Origin of the sequence: Hallella multisaccharivorax DSM 17128, assembly GCF_000218235.1 — a bacterium.
Lineage (GTDB): Bacteria > Bacteroidota > Bacteroidia > Bacteroidales > Bacteroidaceae > Prevotella > Prevotella multisaccharivorax.
In genome coordinates this window covers 2,324,169-2,344,005 of sequence record NZ_GL945017.1, presented here as the reverse complement: position 1 = coordinate 2,344,005, position 19,837 = coordinate 2,324,169, and the positions used below count along the sequence as shown (strand labels likewise).

Sequence of the window (19,837 nt, the reverse complement as noted above, 5' to 3'; positions counted from 1 at the left end):
CCCTTGCTCGGACTACTATGGGAGCTCCGTTGTCATATCGGATATTCATGGGCCCACCCCAATAGCCTTTCGGCGTTCCGACTTAGACAATCTCCGTTTAGCAATATGCCAACTTGGCACGACAGATTGTCGGATACGACTTTCATCTCCTTCCGCTTATTGCGGCTGCGGTGTGACACGTTCTTGGACAAAACCTCAAATGCAGGGAGGCTGCCTGTCACTACTATGGCGATTCTAACTACCTTCCGCCATAACCACTTCGATTGTCGCGAGATTATCGTTCAGTCAGTGTAGACTTTATCCTCGTATCTGTCTTTCTCCCTTGCGCCTCAGTCGTGACATCGTAATTAGTCAACTTAGCGCTTTTCGAAAACTTGCATACAAACGCAGTCTTTTCTCTCTTTTATACCGACGTGCTATGTTCCCTTCCGGGGTTTCCCCCTCGGGTAAATCGGTCGGGAGTAGGTCATCGAACTCTGACCTAACCTCTTGCCAAAGAGGTATTTAGCATATTACCAATACGGACGCACGCATCTTGAAATAGATGGAAAAGGCTCCAACAAGTGCAATGACTGCAGCAATGGCTTTCATCAGGTTGCTGACAGGGGTCTGATAGCTCGATACCTCGGTGATGGCTTTCTGGAAACCGCCGGCACCCTTGCTCTGGGCGAAGGTCACCACAGCGCAGAAAAGGAACATTCCCACGAATGTAGCCACACGCTTCATCGGGATTCTCTTGCATGCGCTCACGCAAGACTTCATGATGGTACTCAATTGTTTCTGTAACATAGTTTGGTTAGTTGAGTTAATATGTTACAAATTAAAGACCACATGAAAAATGGAAGATGGGTGAGATCCGCAGGATGCGGCCGTCTGATCCCCTTGCCTCACGGCGCAGCCCTCTTCCTTAGACTGTCTTATGAGTGTTAATCAATGGTTAGGTTAGAAAACTTATTACTTACCAAAAAAACTATTATGAAAACACAAATCTATAAAGTAAATTTCGTTTATGCAGAGAATGTTGGATGAGCCTCATGTCGAGCTTCTCTTGCCTTTTCAATGGCTATCCGTTCATCCTCATCGAGAGTCCGGGAGTTCTCTTTCAACTCCCAGTAGTTGTTTATTTCCTTGAGTAACTTCATTTTCTCATCGGTAGTCAGCTTCTTGGCTTCCGTGCTCAACTGTTCGGCAGTAAGACCGCCTTGCGGCTTGGTCAGCTGAGTAGTTGTTTCGATCCGAACCTTGAACTCAAAGAACTTGAGAGGAGCATGCTCGGGCTGTGTAGGAGCCTTCGGCTTATAGTAACCGATTGGTGATTTCGGTGATTCGTCTTTAGGGACAACAGACGCTTGGTCTGTAGATGGCTCCTCGACACCGTGTAGTACTGTATTATCCTGATCCTTTGGATTACTTTCTTGAGAGACTGGAGCTGATACTCTTTGATCACCCATTTCCTCGGCAAGTATCTCTTGTCTTCGGAGTTTGACAAGTTCACTTATGCGTCGTTTTGTCTCTTCGTCAGTTCGTTTCGGCTCATCGACTTTTTCTTGCTCAGGTTTCTGCTCAGACACAGTACTGGTAGTAGATACTGTTGCAGCATCTTGAGTTTGCTGATCAGTATCTTCTGTCTGAGCCTTCTCATCAAGGGAAGTTTGCGGACCGGTCTTGTCATCCTTCTCAACGAGGATAGGCTTGAACTGGCCTGCCTCGTCTGTGATGTCTATCTCTACATCCTGTGGTTTGGGAATAAGATCTGTCGGATCCTTTTTGATGAAGAGGTCGAAGGTGATCATGCCGATATAGCCGAGGATATACAGAACGACGATGACGACTACTATCGTACTGAACATAGGACTATTCCATTATGGATTCAGACTCGGGGCGCTCTACGCCCGTAATACTGTTCTTGCCGAAGAAGCGGTCGCCGGACTCAACGACCTTGGGGATGAATGTAATGCTCAAGGTCTCGCCCTCGGTGATTCCAAAGGAGTCAATCTCCTTCTGGCCGAATGCTTCCAGAAGGACGCTGCCGTCATTACCGGCATCAAGAACATACTGCTGGGCTGCCCATGTGCTGCCTTTCTTCGACATGCCTGTCCGGATGGGCAGGACTTTAGTAATCTTTCCTGTAAGTTTCATAGTGTGAATAAGTTGATGTTGTAGTTGTCTGTGGTTAGTAGTAGTTAATCATTTTCTTGAAAGGGGTGTTCATCCATTTGCCTAAATGGCTGAAGATGCGGAATCATGAATCGTTTCCTCCACGCACATTTCCGGCAATGGCATGAACTTGAATCTGAACTTGCATCCGTGTTCCTCCAGTCTCTGGTTACGTTGCAGGTCATCAGTATAGTAGAAGGTACTGTCGCCTTTCTTGACGATGTATCCTAGTTTCTTCAGCTTACCACGCAGTTGTATCTTGCCCTTGTCGGAGAAGAATTTCAGCTTTGTCTTCTGGTCGAGGCCGTAGATGATGCGGGCACGCTCCTTACGGTTCGTCTCCTGTCTGCCTTTGCTGATGTTGGTATTCAGCTGCTCACGGCTGCGTCTCAGGCCAAGTTCGCGGGCGATGTTGTCAATGGTCGCCACGGTCAGTCCGGTTCGCTTAGCCATTTCCTTATAGGTAAGGTTGTTGCATTCCATCTCCACTAAGGCTCTTGCCTCATAGTTGCGTCGTGTGGGTGACTGCTTCCGCAATCCGAGCATACGGGCATGCTTGCGGACGGTCATCCGTGTGAAGCCGATATCCTTGGCAATGGTATTGATGTAGTCGGTAGAGAAGCGTTCCGAAAGGATGTTGTCATGCTCCTCCGTCCATTTCTTAGGTTGGGTTCTATTGTTTGCCATCTGATAGTATGGTTCGTTATTGATCTGTACTGTCCGAAAGCAAGTTTATTCGGGATGCTATCCGCTGCCTCATGTCTTCTTTATGCGTGGCAATGAACTCCCGGGCTAAGACCGTGAAGAAAGCTGATAGTCTTCGCTCGCCGTAGGCAAGTTGAAGAGCATTATAGACATCATTGGGAATGAATACATGATGGCGCCAGCCTTTTTCCCTCATCTGATCAAAGGCTTCGATTCTTTCCTCGAAACTTCCGTCAGTCTTAAGGCTGATCTTCTTACTCTTGGATTCAGAGAAGACAGACTGGCGTTTAGAGTCCGCCGTTTTGCCTGTATCATGAGGAGCAGATGGCTTGGTTCTCTTTTCCTTAGTCTTGGGTTCCTTTACCAGATGTTCCTTCTCAATCTGATCCTCATTAATAGAAGCAGAGGCTTGCTCAGCAGCTTCAGGGAACTTGGGCTTGAACTCGTTTTTTTCTTCATTGACCTTGGCAGAGACAGCCTCCGATGCTTTGTTCTGTTGCCCTTTGTTCCTCCAAGGAATTCCTAAGTCCGCAGTCTCTCCGTTGACTCTCTTGAGATAGTCATGGATGCTACCGAAAGTCGTCGGATGGGATTGCTGGTCTGTCATTTCTTCGTTATTTGTTCATTATAGATGCGCTCAAGCAGGAAGTTGTGGCATGGGGCAAGGATCTCTTTCTGGCGGTCTGTCATGAAGAGGGTGTTGTAACGCTGGATCTCTGCCGCATTGGGTACCTTCGGTGTCACTCTGCCAATACCGTTGTAGTAGTCGAGGTCCTTCTGACGTTCCTGAAGCTCATCCTTACGACCCCAACCCTTGTTGTACTGATTAGGAATGAAATAGATTGGCGGCAAATCTTCCGTTCCGGTTTCCTTGGCGCACATGAGCAGTGTCTCGATGAACGAGTTCGTTGAGTTGATGCAGGTCTTCTCCAACTGTATCGGAGTAATGATGGCATCGGCTGCAAACAGAAGCGGAAGCATGCCTTCAAGCGAGAGATTGCCTGGTGTGTCTACTACAAAGTCGTAATCCTCCTCACGCATGGCATTGACGAGTTCCATGGTGCGCTGCTCATTATCAAGGTCACTGGCATAGATCTGGTAGAGCGGTTCAAGGTCGGGGAAACGCTCATGATCCTGCTCATGCTTCTTCACAATGCTGCGCTGAGGGTCACCATCTATCAGGACGAAGGGATGCTTATGCTCGATGAGGGTGTTGCCGAACAATACACAGTTGGTAGTCTTTCCCGCTCCGCCTTTCTGGTTGGCGAACACGATGATCTTGTTGCGTGGCTTCTGCTGCTTGCTCTTGAAGCAGTTGAAAATGGGTATGCTCATAGTTAGGGTTGTTGGTTACTCTTGTCGTTGAGTGGTGGTCACATCTATTATAAATGCTGGTGGCATCATAAAAAAGTTCACGTGTGACGCGAAAAAGACAGGCTCCTTATTTACAAGCCGTATTCGAGGGAGTTGGGCTTGAGTAAGCTCGTTGGTTAGCTTTATCTGATGCAAAGATAAGAAGAATCTTTCATACCCGCAACTATGCTCAAAACTAATTATCAATATTCAAGTAAATTTGCAAGAAAAACATGATAAATAGCTGATAATGTTATGTTCGTATCCACTTTTTGGTGAAGGCATCGTTGCTTTTATGACTTTTACAGCTTGCCTGTTAGATTCTCGGCGATTTCTCTCACCTTATATATATAGTTGCTCGAGGCTGCATACTTGATACGCTTGAGGAAGGTATAGTATTCTTCTCCTTTTCGGTGTTTGTACTGCACCCAGTCACGGTAGGCTATGACACTCTCTTCCCAGTGGTCGAAGCTGTAGTAGCCCTTGGAGTGGCGCAAACCGAAGAGGTTATTCTGCTCCTTACAGACGTGCGACTTGAAGTTACCCGTCTCAAGGAGGGCCTGGGCAAGGACAATCTTAGGGAACTTGATACCGTGCTTCTTCAAGGCGGCATAGAGGTTCTCAACGGTCAGCTCCTTATTAATATAAGGTGTAGCAGTCTCACTACGTCCAGTCAGTTCATTGATGCGTTCGTTATATTCATTGACTTGCTGATTTAGGGCATCAATGAACGGAAGTGGATCGACACTCTGCCAATGCCCTTTGCCATTGAGGTGCTGCAGGCGGATGTGAAGGTGGGTACCAGTGGAACGTCCCGTGCTGCTAACACGGCCGACAATCGTTCCGGCATCTACAAGGCTGCCTTCCATAGCATAAATCTCACTCAGATGACCATAAAGACAACGGAGACTTCCATGATCGAGGACGACATAGTTGCCATAGCCCGTGTTGCTGTGACGTACTTCAACGATTCTTCCCGGCAGCATGGAGTACACCAAATCATGGATACCCCGCAGGTCTATACCGTCATGGAACTTACTGCATCTTGTGAAGGGATCCTTGCGGTATCCGTACTGTGAGTTAATTTGCACGAAATCAAGTGGCATACAGAGTGTTATGCGCTTTTTTATAAGTTCTACTACAAGGCTATCAGACGTGCTCAGCAAGGGAAAATCCATCTGTTTTTCGACTTCCTTTTCACTGCCTGAAAAACTTTTTTCATCTTTTTCTTGCGGTTTTTCCTGGCTAATTTTGGAAGGAAGCGGTTTTGTTCCTAACTTTGCAAACGGCAAGGCCAGACGGAAGCGTCTCTTTTCTTTCGCTTGCGTTGTTGGCTTTGCCTTTGGTTCAACGTCACTGGCGTAGGGGTCAGTGGAAAGGGATAACGTGTCGGCATCAGGGCCGACGGACTGGACAGTGTAGAACTGGGCCGGTGCATTCATCCATAAGAATGACAGCATCACAGCCACGGCGCACTTCATGGATTGTTTCATGTCAGTAGTGTGTATGGTTTTACATTGGGTCAAGTAGTTTCGACTGCAAATTTAATACTAACCGTTTATATAACCAAGACATCAACTATGAAAGAAGAACCCGTACCATTTGACAAATTCGCCCGTATCGGCATCTATCCCAAGGATCTGGAGCGTATGCCGGAAGACCTGAGAGACAAAATTCTGAGAGGTGAGTTCTCTCCGCTGATGCGTCTCAATGTGCCCGTCGGTGACAACTCTGCCGTGTCTATTCCGATGAAAATTCAGTTGGCTTACGACAAGGATGGAAAGCTGCAACTGCTTACTTATCAGATACATCGTGAGATTGACAACCGCCTTGGACTGAACGATGTCGAGTTGGATCGTCTGCGTAAAGGAGCAGTATTCAGGAAGGAATTCGCTGAGGGTGACAATCGCAAGATGCGATATGTGCAGTTGGACAAGGAAACCAACTCACTGATGACACGAGATCTGGCAAGCGTTAAATTTGAGGATAAACTTGCAGAGGTAGACAAGGTGAAGGACATTAGCCTCGGATTAGGTCAAAAGGAAGCTGTCGCAAATGGCAGACCCGTGGAGCTGGAGGTCGGTGACCAGAAAGTAACCGTCGGTGTTGATCTCCGAGAGCCGCAGGGCTTCAAGGTCGTCAACGGTGACATGGAGGAGTGGAAGCGGCAGCAGGCCATCCGCTATGATGATGCCAACGAGGGCTTCATCGGCTATGTGCAGACCGATGAGAACCGATGGGAATATAAGCAGGTGGTGGACAAGCTACAGCATGAGGAACGTCTGCGTATGACCGATAGGGAGAAGAAAGAAGAGAAGAAGCAAGGACTGAAGATGTAGTATTCCGGTCTAATAGTCTACAGAGTCTATGATGTGAAGAACTATCCTATTCCTAACCTATGAACCTTTACCCATTACGATGTCTAACAAACAAGAATGCTCGTTCACCTCCGTAGCGCCATATCCGAAAGTCCGACAACTGGCTCATGGTCTGAAAGACGGAAAACAAGAAAGCATCAAGCAGGCCGCTGAGCTCATGGCCGACAATATCAAAGGGATGGCGGCGGGGAAGTACTGCGTATTGGTACCTGTTCCCAACCATCATGGCAGAGCAGTCTATACCAAGGCGCTTGCTGAGGAACTTTCCCATCGTACGGGCATTCCGACATGGGACATTCTTTCCTGCCGCCCTCACATGCCACTGCACTATGCAAAGAAGAATGACCTCAAGCCCGAAGGGATATACCTGAAACTGAGTCTGTACCGACAAGTGCCACGGATGTTCACGCCAATCATCATAGATAATGTGCTGGACATCGGCTATACAGCAGGTGCTGCCATCAAGGCTGTAGGTCATCCCGATACGATGCTCGCAGTCCTTGGGCACACCAAGAACCATCTGACTAACAAGAACTACCAGTTTAACCAACTCGCTACTAACATGGAAAAGAAACAAATTAAAGCAGCAACGAAGAAAGAAGCCAAGAATAAGACCGATACTCCGCAGCATCAATTCGAGTATTTCAAGGGGAAGCATCCGGATAGTCTGATTCTCATGCGCAACGGAGATAACTACCGTGCTTTGAATGAGGATGCTCAGAAGCTCTCCGATATTCTCGGTATTGACGCTAAGAAGCCACGACTTAAACAAGACGGATCGCTCATCGCAGAGTTCCCCTACAACAAGCTTGATGCCTATCTGCCGAAACTGATTCGTGCCGGCAATCGTATAGCCATTGTTGATATGCCGGTGGCTGAGCAGAATAACCAAAAACAAACCGATAATATGAAGAAGAAAACAGAACCCAAAAAACAGGAGAACAAGGCCGAAAAGGCCGAGGTCAGAGCTGGAACGAAAGTCCAAGCAGAGACGCAACCGAAGGTCGAGAAGCCTAAAGGAAAGGATGCTGAGACATCCGAGAAGCAATCTGAGGAACAGAAGGAGACTAAGCGTCGCGAGCCTCAGATGGTGACCGTCAACGGTGAGAAAGTAACTCACGGTCATGCCTTTCAGAGTAATCTCAATCCCGACAAGTGGTACTTCACTGCACGCCTTGACGGCAACCAGCTCCGTCCTCAGCTCATGAAGCCGGAGGATGTAGCTGCCTATCAGAAGCGCGAGATCTCTGTCGAGACACTCATGCAGAACTACTATCCGACTAAGTTGCAGAAGAAGGTAACGCCCGAGGAGTTCAAGGCTGACAACAAGCTCTCTGACGGTCGAGTCATCGACAGGATGGTTATCTACAAGGAGCATGACGAGTCGCGTGACGATGTAGGCAAGTACAAGATCTGCACACAGGTCGGTAATCAAAAGATGAGTCGCACAATGTCGCATGAGGATCTCAATGCCTACTTTGACCGCGTGACAACTCCAGCCAAGCTCGTTGAGAAGAACTTTGCCGAGCAGCTTCACATGGCATCCTTCTACAACCAGTTCAAACTGGAGGATGGTGTGAAGGAAGTGAAAGTAGCCAAGCAACTCGATGGTCAGTGGGCGGTGTCTGCTGATCTCGGTGAGAAAGGTCAGACAAGCAAGCACATCCTTTCCTGGCACGACAAGCAGGCGCTCTTCTCTGCCAAGACTGCAACTAAGGAGCAGCTTGCTGCCCGCTATCTCAACTCTGAGATCAAAGAATTGAAGACTGAAAAGGTATCAGCCAAGCAGTCATTCAAGCGTTAACAAACAACAGAACTATCAACAACTAATCATTATTAGACACTATGAAGAATACTATTGAGGAACTTTATCAGATGAAGCAGAACGGTCAGATCGGATGGTGCGAGCTCGCACTCCGCAGTGACCACAGTAAGGAATACATCCACTGGTGTGACGACCATGGTTTGGAGCCGGACGACAACAATGCCGAGCTGTTCATGGAGCAGACCGAGAGCCGTATCTATGAGGACGGCGACGAGTATCAACCGGAGCTGGCAGAGACACTGGTGTAGTTTATATCGCGAAACTTTCGTTACTAATCTACTAACCTATAGAAACAAACTTTAGAATCGGGCTTTGACTCTCTTTCAAGCGTGAAAGGTGAGTCAAAGCTATTACCAACATGTTAGTTCTAAGTGAATTAACGCTAAATGCTAATCTATACTTACAACTATGGATAACAACAATAACAAGCCCAAAGACAGTCAGGAGCGCAAGTCCAGTGGAGAAAAAGCGATTGACAAATTCTGTGAGCAGATGATCGATCGTCTCCAGTCTATCAAGGCATCCGACTGGAAACAAGGATGGACGAACGGCAAGGGAACGATGCTCGGTATGCCTCAGAATATGAACGGGCGTAACTACTCGGGTACCAACTCGTTCTTCCTTCAGATGGACACGGCCATGAACGGCTATAAGACTCCCGTCTACATGATATTCCTTCAGGCGCAGCGTGAAAACATCCGTATCAAGAAAGGTGCCGAGGCTATGCCCGTCATCTACTGGGACCTCAATGTGAAGGATGCCAACGGCAAACGGGTCTCCGAGTCTGACGACAAGCAAATGCCGCGTGAGCTGCAGGCCAAATGTGAGGTGCGGCCGTTCCTCCGCGCTTTTCATGTATTCAACGTGGATCAGACCAATCTTGAGGAGGTCAACAAGGAAAAGTACGATGCCATCGTCGACCGTTTCAAAGGTCCGCAGCTTCGTGACAAGGCCGGCATGTATGAGAACCGTGCTCTTGACCGTATGTTCGAGCGCCAGGAATGGATCTGCCGTATTCAGACTGACCGTCTTGTCGATGGCGCGTTCTATTCTCCTGCCCGTGATCTCGTCATTCTGCCGATGAAGGAGCAATTCAACATAGGCAAGAATGCCGAAGAGATTTTCAAGGATGGTATGGAGTATTACTCTTCCGCGCTTCATGAGATGACACACTCCACAGGTACGGCCAATCGATTGAACCGTGAGAAGGGGACAAGATTCGGCGATCCCAAGTATGCCAAGGAAGAGTTAGTCGCTGAGCTCACGGCTGCAATGGTAGGAAATGCCATGGGATTTGACAAGCGCATACTTGACAATAATCTCTGCTACGTTCAAGGCTGGATCAATGCACTTCGTGAGGATCCTAAATTCATCGTATCTGTCATGGCCGATGTCAATAAGGCATCGAAGATGATTCTGCAGAAGATCGATGAGCAGAAGATTGCCCTGGGCGAGCGGCCGATCCTATCTGCCAATATGAGTAAGGTGGACCTAAATCCTAACCGAGACGTTGCCAAGCAGGACTGGAAGCAGCCGTCAGACATTGCACTATCAGCCAAATTTGACGATGCTGCCATCATCAAGAAGATGGACGGAGGTTATGCCGTGCGTGCCTCCTTCGAGGGAAAAGACCTCGGAATGAAGAATATTCCTAAGGTTGATGGTGTGCGCTATGAATTGATGCCAGCCGGGGCGGTGAAGGAACAGATGCTCCACGACACCGTTGCCCGCAAGTTTGTCAACGAGGTACGTGAGATCCGTAAGCAGCAGGCTGAAGAGCATAAGGGACTCAAGCTGTAGAACAACTCCTAATTCCTAACTACTAACTATTATGCCCTACGAAGTCAGTTTTAAGGATTTGAAGCGTCAGGTGGGCATTGATGATGTAGCCTTCCACCTCGGCTATCGGCTGAACCGGCATGCCGGGGTGGGACGGTACATCGAATTGGTCCTGCCTGACTCACATGGCGGTAAACTCGACACGATCATCATCTCTCATCCCAAAGAGAAGGAACTGCAGCGTTACTTCCACCGTAACGGCAATGCCAAGGGTGATGTGGTGAACTTCATCAATGAGAACCTCTATCACTTCAACAAGTTCGGTCGCAACCAGTGGGAGGTCATCGGCAAGATCATGGCAGACTTTGCCAATATGCCTGTCATTGATAACCATGACCGTAATTACATCAACAGTCTCGGTGCCGTTCAGCATGTCTTTGACCCGAAGCGCTATGCCGCACAGCCGATGCGTGATAACATGGACTTTGCTATCGGTCTTCTTGAGGAAAGAGGATTGAATAAAGACACCATATCAATCTTCGCCAATCATATCTCAGTTGTCAGGGACAGCCATGCCAAATGGGTAGCACCGATGCTGGCTTTTCCTTACCGTGAACCGGAGAGGGATACTATCGTGGGCTATGAGCTGCGTGGTGACCGGGGATTCAAAGGTAAAGCGGCAGGAACGAACTCCACTACAGCTATGTGGGTGGCTGGCATTTCTTCGGCATTGAACAATCCTGCGATGGTCAAAGATGTATACTTCACCGAGTCGGCATACGATGCAATGGCATTCTACCAGGCTAACCGTGCGAAAATAGACTTGGCTCATTCTGCGTTTGTCTCTGTTGGAGGCTGTCTGTCCAATGGACAGGTCTGTGGCGTGATGCGGCACTTCAACTTAGCTAAGGCAGTAGACTGCTTTGACAATGACCTGCCGGGACGAATCTATGGTATGCGAATGGCTGCTCTTGTGGAAGGCAAGCGGTTGACGATTACAGAAAAGTGTAATATGCTCACGATTGAGACGGAAGGTCAGAAGTTCCAGATGGAGGTAGGTAAGGCATCAGTCAAAGAACTGGCTCAACACATGCCTTTGTCGAATCGAGTCGGAGAGTGGAAGCCCCCTGTCAACTACAAGGACTGGAACGATGTCGTCAGAGGAATGCCCGTCAACTCGCTGCAAGTTAAGACAAAGTTCCAGCGCGACGAGAACCTTGCCAAGCTGAGAGCCGAAATGCGTGAGCGGGATGTGCTCAAGAGCGGATTCAAGATGTAGACACCTTATTATTCATGAAGCCTATGAAACGAAAAGTCATTTGCCTTTGTGCAGCCTTGTCATGCTCCCTGGGTGGTTTTGCTCAGCAGACAGACCCGACACTGACCGGTGCCGTCGTTGCCCAGACGGAGATACTGAAGGATCTCTTCAAGAAACGTGAGAAGACGCAGCAGAAGATCATCGCTGCGGAAGCCGCTGTCACCTTATCGATGGAGCGAATGCATCAACTTGAAGATAAGATGCTGGGGTATCTGCAGAACGCTCAGGGTGCCATGCAGAATCTCTATCAGATCAAACGGGCCGCTGAGCTTGTTGGCGTAGAAATCCCTAAGAACATGGGGCTACTTAAGAGATCTCTGCCCGGTCATCTGAAAGGTACTGCGATAGCTGTGATGGTCTCGGATGAGCTGATGGATGCTACCACACAGATGGCAAGCCTCTATCCGTTCATGAAGCAGCTTGTCACATCGGGAAGCTACAACGTCACCAACGGGGATGGCAATACCGAGAAGCACAAGGTCAACCTTCTCAACTCTGCCGAGCGTTACTATGTGGCCAACGAGATCGTCACTCGATTGGAAGCCATCAACACCGATCTTTGGTTGCTCGCCTGGCAGATACAGACCTATTCATGGGGTGACCTGTGGTTCGGTCTTGATCCTGATGGATGGGCGACGGTCATGTCAGGCAAGGCGATTGTCGACGGTCTCATCTGGGAGTGGAAGTATCTTTAACTATCTATCACTTACTTACTACATCACTTCGTAACTTTATGGGTCATCTGATATTTCCAGTGGGTTGATGATTGTTTTATCCCAGTACAGTCACAACCCTATACACGAAGAAAGGAACATCGTTTACTCCCTTAAGCTCTGATCTGAAGCACTTGATCTTTGAGTTTAGAGACTCTGCAGAAGCATTCGTATCCCTGTCGATAAAGTAGTTGAGTATCTCATCTTCATAGAACTTGACCGTGTCTCGGACAGCCTTGATTTCCCTAAGAGTGCATGCATTTACTTCTTTGTACCATTCCTCGAACTTAACCTTGGCTGTCTCCTTTGTAAGAGTAGTGCTTCTGAAGATAGAGCGCAGCTTGTTGATAAGGTTGTATGCTTCTTCAAGTTTCGGATAGAACTTAAACAAAATTTTAGCTCTTGCTTCCTGATACAGAGACCACTTCTCACGACTCTTCAGCAGCTGCTTACTACATTTAGTCAATACTTCTATAAGCGTCTCACCATTAGCAAGTCTCGGCGGCGTGAAACGGCTGTTCTTACGCATAGGTTTACGTCCACGGTTGCTCTTACGCCACTTCTTTCCGTACTTTCTCTTCATTCTGTCCTTGTATGCCTTACGCTGCTTATCGAGTCGCTCAAGTTTCTGCTTGAATCCTGTCAACAGTTTCCTCAACCTCTTAACAGCCTCCCGTTTCAGGCGCAGGCGTATCTCATCTATGGCTCCTCCACAGTTCTTTATCACATGGAAACAATCACGTGTAACACGAGCCTTAGGGAAACACAAACCAGCAATAGAGCGCATACTGTCCGACAAGTCCATAGTAATGCTAGTTACTTTCACTCTTTCCTCCAGAGGTATCTGGTTGATGATCTTTGCTACGTCATCAGGCTTAGTGCCTTTGACCATTGCAACGACAGCGCCCTTCTTGCCATGAGCCGCCTTGTTATGAAGGATAGTGTAGACATCATTGCCGATGCTGGTTTCGTCAATACCAAGACGGTGACCCGGATTTTCCTCTTTGAGCACCCATTCCTCTGCATGGTCCTTCTGATTCCAGCTTCTGTAGTCGCTCAGGATGTTCTTGTAGTTCTTCTCAAGAGTATCGCCATTAATGCCATAGGTCCATCCTAATGCTCTGGATGTTATAGTCTCGTTATCTAAGCGTTCTCTTTAAAAAAAGCGCGAAATCCTTAGAATATCGCGTACCGAAATGAGCCAGCTCATACCTGTCTGTCAGATCTACTATGAAAGTCGTACCATCAGGCTTTAACCAACGACGACGCTGCACATGAAGTATCATACGATGAGTGCGGACCGGGAAGTCCAGCAGCTGCATCTCGGCTGTGTAGCCGTTGCTTGTAGCATCGCTCATGTCCGGAGTTCGGTTATCCCGTTCTTTAAGATAAACATGCAACTGCTTCTTGAAGACCTTGTCTTCATTATCCAATGTCTCTTTAACGTCTGCTACGTCAAAGTAATCGAGTACACCTGGAGGCAAAAGGAAACTTGCCAATGTAATTAATGCGTCGTTCTGCTGTTTCATGATGCAAAGGTAACAATAAAAAGCAGTGCCAGCAACACAAAGATAGGTTCTTTTCGTCAATTTATACCCACTGGAAATATCTTATGCGCCAACTTTATCACTTAATCACTACAACAAACTATCTAACACTATTACTATGGAAATGAAGAAATCACTCCGTGGCGTCGCTGTCACGGAACAGATCAAGCAAGAGCTGCTGGATAATGGCAGAAGCCATGTCGTCCAGTTCAAGGATGTAAAGGGTGGCCGTTATCTGGCTCACTTTGAGTTGAAGGACGATAAGGTCGTCATTGTTCCCGAAGCCAAATATCTGGAGCACCGTTGTCCCCATTGCGGCGGACGTATCCGCGTCACAAGTAAGGGCTACTTCTGCGAGCACTACTTCGACAAGAACTCTGATTGCAAGTGGCACTGCAACGGCATTCTGTCACACCGTTTCATCATGCCGCATGAGATAGAAGCCTTTCTGGATGGTCATCCGGTTATCCTAGACGGCTGTTTCAACACTCAGGGACGTATCTTCTCAGCTGTGCTTGCTGAGAACGGTATCTATGGTATGTCGTTGAGCTCTGTCGTCGGCAAGTGTCCTGTCTGCGGTGAGGATGTACTGGTCAGTCCCGTAGCCTTCAACTGCTGCAATCATGAGAAGGTGGGTGAGCCGTACCACTTCTGTCTGTGGCGCCACATCCGCGGACACGCCGTAACGCTCGATGAGCTGTGGGAGCTGCTGACCTATGGAGTGACCACAAAAGAAGTTGAACTTTTGGATGAAAAAGGCTCGTTGTCAAAAGCTTACCTTCGTTTGAGCGAGGATCACAAACGTATCGTACCTGAGTATGTTAACTGATGTCTAACCATAAACTACTATTACTATGAACAAGAAGAACCTGATCAGAAAGGCTGCATTGGAGGCTGACCTTTCACTGGCAGATGAGAAGAAGGCTGTAGATGCTTTCATCTGTGCTATCTCCGACATGCTTCGTGAGAACAAGGAAGTCATCATTCCTGACTTCGGCCGTTTCTATGTCAAGGACTGCGCTGAGCGTAAGTTCCGTCATCCGCAGACAGGAGAGGTTTTCCTCACACCAGCTACCAAGCGTGTGAGGTTCAAGCCTTTCGGGAACGTGACAAGCTATGCCCTCAAGTATGGAAAGTAATCCTACCGTCATGAAGAATATATCTGTATTTATCATCGGCTGTGCACTGCTGGCTTCGTGCACACCGAAGAGTGAGAAGATGAAGCAGCTGGCTCAGGAGAACCTTGAGATGAGCGTGGACTATCCCAAGCAGTTGAAAGTGCTGGCTGTTTCCGAGCCTGATTCTGCCTTTGGCACGGGCTATTTTACTAAGTCAGAGGTCAAGAGGATGCTGCAGTGCATGAAGGTCGTCACGGACACTATCATGAAGCGGACCGGCAATATGAGCCGCTTTGATCCAAATGACCACTATGTCATGAGTCTTGCCGAGCGTCAGATGAAAGGTATGTCTGAGATCCGTTCACTCGTCATGCAAAACGGTAAGAAGGGTGAGTTCAGCGGATGGAAGGTAAAAGTCGACTATCAGTGTGTGGATCCCAACGGATTGCCTTACCGTGCCGAGCGCTGGTGCTTCATTGACAAGGAGGGCAAGCAGGTCTATAAGTCCTTCGAGTTGCCAATCCCATAACCCTAATCTAATACCAACAATATGGAACATGTAAACATGACGTGGGTCAACAAGCTGAGACTGCAGTATCTGAGAACCTTGGAGCTCTATGAGGAGACTTCTCAACGTTTGCCCACAAGTGAAGTGAAAGCCTACAAGATTTTGTTGTCCGTCAAGACTGTGGATGATTTCAGGCAGTGGCGAAGGATGATGGATGAATTCGGTATGTCCTACGTTCATACGGATTATCCCAAGACTCTCAATCTGCTATCCGAACTGGATGACTGTGCCGAGGGTGCCAATGACACTACAATAGCAGCGTTCATCAAGTGGAAGCTTACTATAAACCCAAGCGAGCATGTCAAGGTGATGGCCCTGAACAGTGACCTGGTGCATATCCTGAGGATGGCGGTGAAGCGGGACGAGGATGTTCACATCTACATCTTCCCTTGCGGTAAGCGCTGGGCAGTCATCGGTCAGGATGCCGACCGGCTTTTCGGGCTTTTCGGCTGGCAGACGGGATATGTGATAGACAACGACGGATCTGCAGTCAGCTGGATGTTTATTAATCATTATGGTCTTGAAGTACTGAAGCACAGTGGTTACAGCATCAAGTTCATGGACTATGGCGAGTTCGACATCATCTCGGAGGCTTTTGAGGAAGATATCACCGCTTCCTTACAGCAGTTCGTGGACTATCTCCGCATGATGACTAATCTCACGACAGAGATGCAGGACTTCATGAAGAAGCTTCATCCCATCTCTGTGCCCGTGAATGGTTACCATGAACTGATGGAAGGTAAACTGAAGATGCTCAAGGATGGTGTCAGCGTCATCATGCCGGACGGCAAGATGATTCCGCTTGCTGAAGGCCACAGCTGGCGTCTCGATGCTGTCGGCCGTTCCTGTCTCAATCTCTTTACCCCAAAGATAGGGGAAGCGTAACAAATAAGTCCTTGGGCGAATCCTGTAATAATGGAGTTTACCAAAGGACTTTTCTCTTTCCAACCATATATTAAAAGCTAATATTTCAAGTGCATTAACTTCTTTTATTACACTAAAGTGTAATAAGTCGAAGAATTTTATTATCTTTGTAAAGTCAAACCAAAGAAGTAAGCAATGGAAGAAAAAAAGAGGGAACTGTCGTATAAGCGCTACAATATCGGGCGATATGGTGCCAGTGCAATAAGGCAGAATGCCAACAATGCACTGATGATTACAGCTGGTGTAATTCTCAAGAGTTGGAGAGAGCAACAATCAGAGGAAAATGGATTAGCTCCTGATAAGGGATTGACAGTGAATGATATCGCTAAGGCTATAGGAGAGCGTTACGAATCCGTTTACCGTATCGAGCGTGGAGGCGGCAGTGCGGCGGTGCTGATGAAGTATCTGATGCTCATTCGGCAGTATGACAAGAGCTTTGATCTGGAAAAGAAACTCCGTGAATTGAAGCACGGAGATTACCCGACTTTTACACTATAGCGTAACCATTGCGAAGTATCAACTATAAACGAGAAGTCCTCTGACTTGCCCCTTTAGTGAGTTCGGGTAAGCCAAAGGACTTCACATGATGTTATCCTACCTTTCTGTTTCTCTTAGGTTTGTCTTTCGAGGCATCCGTCTTGCTTGAGATGTCTCTCGTCTTGGCCTTGCTGCTCTTCTTGGCAGTACTTTTCCGCTTGGGAGCTTCACCAGTCTTTTCCTCAGCCTTATCAGCATCCATGTCGAAGATAGTTTCCTTAGCTTTGTCGGCAACTTCCTTCTTAGCCTTAGTCTTATCTGCCTTCTTCGTCATCTTCACAGATTGAGCGTCAAGATTCATGATGCCCTTGTCCTCGAAGAACTTCGACATGTCCGACTCGATCTTCTTGTTGGTGATACGGGCATAGATCTGAGTCGTCTTGATGTTCGTATGACCAAGCATGCGGGAAACTGACTCGATTGGCACGCCCTTGCTCAGAGCCAACGTTGCGAAGGTGTGACGAGCCATGTGGAAAGTCAGTTCCTTGTCAATGCCACAGGCAGCAGCAATCTCCTTCAGATACAAGTTCATCTTCTGATTGGAGAGGATAGGGAGGAGATGACCCTTGCACCGTGGATCGTTCTCGTACTTCTTCAAGATGCGCTTGGCACCATCGAAGAGAAGAACGTTGATGTGAGTGTGCGTCTTGATGCGCTCATCTATAATCCACTCCTTGCCGTTGAGTGGCACGATGTTTTTCTTCTCCAAGAACTTCACATCGATATAGGCAAGACCGGTGAAGCAGGAGAATACGAAGACGTCACGCACGAGCTCCAAACGAGGAATATCAAACTCCTTCCTCATCATGGCAGCAATCTCATCCTCAGTCAGGAAGCCACGGTCAACAGCCTCCATGTGAATTTTGACACCCAGGAAGGGATTGGCATGCAAGACACCAAGTTTGATGGCATAGAGGATGATTGTCTTGAAAGTCTTCAACGTCTTCATAGCCGTGTTGTGACTTTGACCTACAACGGTCATCAGATAGACACCGTAGTCTTGTACGACTGTAGGGTTGAGCTCCTTGAGGGCCATGTCCGAGCAGTGGTACTTGGATTTCAGCATAGCCATGAAGCGCTCCCGGCAGAGAGAGTACTTCTCGTAAGAGGCTTCACTCATGCTGATGCCGACCTGCTCCTTCACATTACTTATATACTTATCGAAGATCTTTCCGATAGTATCATAAGTACCATCAGCATGCTGATAAATGGCTTTGACCTTCTCCAAAGTGAGGGTATCCTCAAACCCCAGCTTTTCACTGATAGCCTGCAGCTCCGCACGGATGCCTTCCAGCTTCTTGTTAACCTGTAGGGCTTCAACAGTCCGACCTTTCAGATTCTGATGAATCGGATCCCAGAGGTCCGGTTTGATGCAGATACCCGTCGTACCGATGGAGATACGATCCTTGTCCAGGCAGATGCGCGTCATGATGGCGCACTTGCCTTCCTTGTTCAAATAGTTCCCACGGATGTAGAAAACCGTCTTAAATGCTCTTCTCATAGCTTTTAATTGTTTTTGAATTGCGACCATTGATAGTTTGGCGATTTTCTGCTTTCCTTATCAGGTAGGGGATATGTACCCGAAGATGGAAGTTAGAAGTTGCTCTACCGAAAACTAAACGGTTGCAAAGTTACACATAAATGATTGATAAACAGAGCGAACCATCGGGTCTTTATCGGGTCTGTGGAGGGTCTTTATCGGGTCTGTGGTACAATTTTCGCTTGTGAAAATTTTCTGTACCGTATATGTACCGTATTTTGACCTTCTGCTGACCTGATATAGGGTCTTTAGCGGGTCTGAAAAGGTGGGAAATATGGACTTTTGGACAAAGAAAAATGCCGTAACTCCTTGGAATTACGGCACTTAGCTATTTTGTACGACTCTTAACATTCTTAAACATTAGAGCCCTAGCGGAGAGAGAGGGATTCGAACCCCCGGTACCTCTCGGTACGACGGTTTTCAAGACCGTTGTAATCGACCGCTCTACCATCTCTCCAAAATGGTATTGGTCTGTACCAACTTCTCTTTCGAAAAGTGAGTGCAAAGGTAAAAGTTTATTTTGAGAAGATAGAAGAAACCTCTTTTGATTTTTAGTAGATTAAAAAATATTAACGTTACGGCATGTAAAAAGTAACAACTCAGTCTTTTTAGGCATGACGGTAGTGTAAATCGAACTGTGTCAAGGCTGTATTCTTTATATCTTTAACCTTAGATGGGAGACACGATTTATAATCGTGTAAAGAGTCAACCAGCAAGTGCAATATTAGGCATAATATTTGTAAAACTCCTGCTTTGGTGTTGAAAAGTTCAATTTTTCCCTTGGTCTTCTGTTGATTTTCGCCTGTATCATCTTAATTCTTTTGTCTGTGACAGTACTTATATCCGTCCCTTTTGGAATATATTGTCTGATGAGCTTGTTGGTGTTCTCCACAGCCCCTTTCTGCCAAGAAGAGTATGCGTCCGTGAAATAGATATCCAGTCCCAACCTGCGTGCCATCCACTCATGTTCGGCAAACTCACTTCCGTTGTCCGTAGTGATGGTCTTGAGATGCTCTCCCTTGTATGGCATGAGCAGCCTCCATACGGTCTTTGCCAGCAGCATGGCCTTCTTGCCATGCTTGAGTTTCTCCATGATGAGGAAGTTCGTGCTGCGTTCTATCATCGTGAGGATGGCGTTGCCGTCCTTGTCGACAATCAGGTCCATCTCCCAGTCCCCGAACCGCCTGCCGTCTGCCTCCTTCGGACGTTCGTGTATGCTTACCCTGTTTCTGATACTCGGCGCCTTGGTTACATGCCTGTGAGAGGGACTGCGGTGATACTTCATCTTATGGCGGCAGTTGGCGGCAAGTGTCCCACCCGTATCGTTGCGGATCATCTTGTAAATGGTTTCGTGGGAGATCTTCACGCCCTCCTT

Annotated in this window: 22 protein-coding genes and 1 tRNA gene; 11 read left to right on the top strand and 12 right to left on the bottom strand. The window is 47.7% G+C overall.

Going from position 1 to position 19,837, the window contains the following annotated elements; genetic code table 11:
• Positions 1-504: 504 nt before the first annotated feature.
• The 7 genes from PREMU_RS10140 to PREMU_RS10110 form a co-directional block, all read right to left on the bottom strand.
• On the bottom strand, positions 505-726 hold the full coding sequence (locus PREMU_RS10140; protein WP_223918666.1) for a DUF4134 family protein: 222 nt from the start codon (positions 724-726) through the stop codon (positions 505-507).
• A 281-nt stretch (positions 727-1,007) separates the two neighbouring features.
• Positions 1,008-1,850, bottom strand: coding sequence for a hypothetical protein (locus PREMU_RS10135; RefSeq protein ID WP_007575078.1), 843 nt, complete (start codon positions 1,848-1,850; stop codon positions 1,008-1,010).
• 4 nt (positions 1,851-1,854) lie between these two features.
• A complete protein-coding gene (locus tag PREMU_RS10130; protein ID WP_007575076.1) occupies positions 1,855-2,139 on the bottom strand; it encodes a DUF3127 domain-containing protein in 285 nt (94 codons plus the stop codon).
• 81 nt (positions 2,140-2,220) lie between these two features.
• A complete protein-coding gene (locus tag PREMU_RS10125) occupies positions 2,221-2,844 on the bottom strand; it encodes a hypothetical protein (RefSeq protein WP_007575074.1) in 624 nt (207 codons plus the stop codon).
• A gap of 16 nt (positions 2,845-2,860) precedes the next feature.
• Positions 2,861-3,469, bottom strand: coding sequence for a hypothetical protein (locus tag PREMU_RS10120; RefSeq protein ID WP_007575072.1), 609 nt, complete (start codon positions 3,467-3,469; stop codon positions 2,861-2,863).
• Positions 3,466-4,197, bottom strand: coding sequence for a ParA family protein (locus tag PREMU_RS10115; protein WP_007575069.1), 732 nt, complete (start codon positions 4,195-4,197; stop codon positions 3,466-3,468). Before PREMU_RS10115 ends, PREMU_RS10120 begins: the two co-directional genes overlap by 4 nt.
• Before the next feature lie 320 nt (positions 4,198-4,517).
• A complete protein-coding gene (locus PREMU_RS10110; RefSeq protein ID WP_050796411.1) occupies positions 4,518-5,708 on the bottom strand; it encodes a peptidoglycan DD-metalloendopeptidase family protein in 1,191 nt (396 codons plus the stop codon).
• An 87-nt stretch (positions 5,709-5,795) separates the two neighbouring features.
• On the opposite strand from PREMU_RS10110, the gene PREMU_RS10105 reads away from it, so the two are divergent.
• The 6 genes from PREMU_RS10105 (at position 5,796) to PREMU_RS10080 (ending at position 12,210) form a co-directional block, all read left to right on the top strand.
• Entirely contained in the window at positions 5,796-6,554 is a 759-nt protein-coding gene (locus PREMU_RS10105; RefSeq protein ID WP_007575064.1) for a DUF4099 domain-containing protein, read from the top strand.
• Between the two features lie 79 nt (positions 6,555-6,633).
• Positions 6,634-8,397 carry a MutS N-terminal domain-containing protein gene (locus tag PREMU_RS10100; protein WP_007575062.1) on the top strand — a complete coding sequence of 588 codons (1,764 nt, stop codon included), beginning with the start codon at positions 6,634-6,636 and terminating at the stop codon, positions 8,395-8,397.
• A 41-nt stretch (positions 8,398-8,438) separates the two neighbouring features.
• Positions 8,439-8,666, top strand: coding sequence for a hypothetical protein (locus tag PREMU_RS10095; protein WP_007575060.1), 228 nt, complete (start codon positions 8,439-8,441; stop codon positions 8,664-8,666).
• Positions 8,667-8,826: 160 nt separating this feature from the next.
• The gene (locus PREMU_RS10090) at positions 8,827-10,218 is read left to right on the top strand and encodes an ArdC family protein (protein WP_007575058.1); all 1,392 of its coding nucleotides are present in this window, start codon (positions 8,827-8,829) and stop codon (positions 10,216-10,218) included.
• 31 nt (positions 10,219-10,249) lie between these two features.
• Positions 10,250-11,476, top strand: coding sequence for a toprim domain-containing protein (locus tag PREMU_RS10085; protein ID WP_007575057.1), 1,227 nt, complete (start codon positions 10,250-10,252; stop codon positions 11,474-11,476).
• 23 nt (positions 11,477-11,499) lie between these two features.
• Positions 11,500-12,210 carry a hypothetical protein gene (locus PREMU_RS10080; protein WP_007575056.1) on the top strand — a complete coding sequence of 237 codons (711 nt, stop codon included), beginning with the start codon at positions 11,500-11,502 and terminating at the stop codon, positions 12,208-12,210.
• Positions 12,211-12,286: 76 nt separating this feature from the next.
• Here the strand turns inward: PREMU_RS10080 and PREMU_RS10075 are convergent, their stop codons facing one another.
• Complete coding sequence (locus PREMU_RS10075) at positions 12,287-13,240, bottom strand: transposase (protein WP_169311318.1); 954 nt, start codon at positions 13,238-13,240, stop codon at positions 12,287-12,289.
• A 127-nt stretch (positions 13,241-13,367) separates the two neighbouring features.
• Positions 13,368-13,757 (bottom strand): ISAon1 family transposase N-terminal region protein, encoded by a 390-nt coding sequence (locus tag PREMU_RS10070; RefSeq protein WP_007575055.1) that lies wholly within the window; start codon positions 13,755-13,757, stop codon positions 13,368-13,370.
• 142 nt (positions 13,758-13,899) lie between these two features.
• Between PREMU_RS10070 and PREMU_RS10065 the strand changes: the two genes are divergently transcribed.
• The 5 genes from PREMU_RS10065 to PREMU_RS10045 all read left to right on the top strand — a co-directional run bounded on the left by PREMU_RS10065 (position 13,900) and on the right by PREMU_RS10045 (position 16,883).
• A complete protein-coding gene (locus tag PREMU_RS10065; RefSeq protein ID WP_050796410.1) occupies positions 13,900-14,604 on the top strand; it encodes a hypothetical protein in 705 nt (234 codons plus the stop codon).
• Positions 14,605-14,629: 25 nt separating this feature from the next.
• The gene (locus PREMU_RS10060) at positions 14,630-14,914 is read left to right on the top strand and encodes an HU family DNA-binding protein (protein WP_007575053.1); all 285 of its coding nucleotides are present in this window, start codon (positions 14,630-14,632) and stop codon (positions 14,912-14,914) included.
• A 10-nt stretch (positions 14,915-14,924) separates the two neighbouring features.
• Positions 14,925-15,422 carry a hypothetical protein gene (locus tag PREMU_RS10055; protein ID WP_007575052.1) on the top strand — a complete coding sequence of 166 codons (498 nt, stop codon included), beginning with the start codon at positions 14,925-14,927 and terminating at the stop codon, positions 15,420-15,422.
• A gap of 21 nt (positions 15,423-15,443) precedes the next feature.
• Positions 15,444-16,346 (top strand): hypothetical protein, encoded by a 903-nt coding sequence (locus PREMU_RS10050; protein ID WP_007575051.1) that lies wholly within the window; start codon positions 15,444-15,446, stop codon positions 16,344-16,346.
• Between the two features lie 174 nt (positions 16,347-16,520).
• Positions 16,521-16,883 (top strand): hypothetical protein, encoded by a 363-nt coding sequence (locus tag PREMU_RS10045; RefSeq protein ID WP_007575050.1) that lies wholly within the window; start codon positions 16,521-16,523, stop codon positions 16,881-16,883.
• 91 nt (positions 16,884-16,974) lie between these two features.
• Here the strand turns inward: PREMU_RS10045 and PREMU_RS10040 are convergent, their stop codons facing one another.
• The 3 genes from PREMU_RS10040 to PREMU_RS10030 all read right to left on the bottom strand — a co-directional run.
• A complete protein-coding gene (locus PREMU_RS10040) occupies positions 16,975-18,423 on the bottom strand; it encodes a site-specific integrase (RefSeq protein WP_007575049.1) in 1,449 nt (482 codons plus the stop codon).
• A 411-nt stretch (positions 18,424-18,834) separates the two neighbouring features.
• Positions 18,835-18,919: transfer RNA gene (locus PREMU_RS10035), tRNA-Ser, on the bottom strand.
• A 267-nt stretch (positions 18,920-19,186) separates the two neighbouring features.
• On the bottom strand, positions 19,187-19,837 hold a 651-nt coding region (locus tag PREMU_RS10030; RefSeq protein WP_007575046.1), incomplete at its 5' end, for an IS30 family transposase.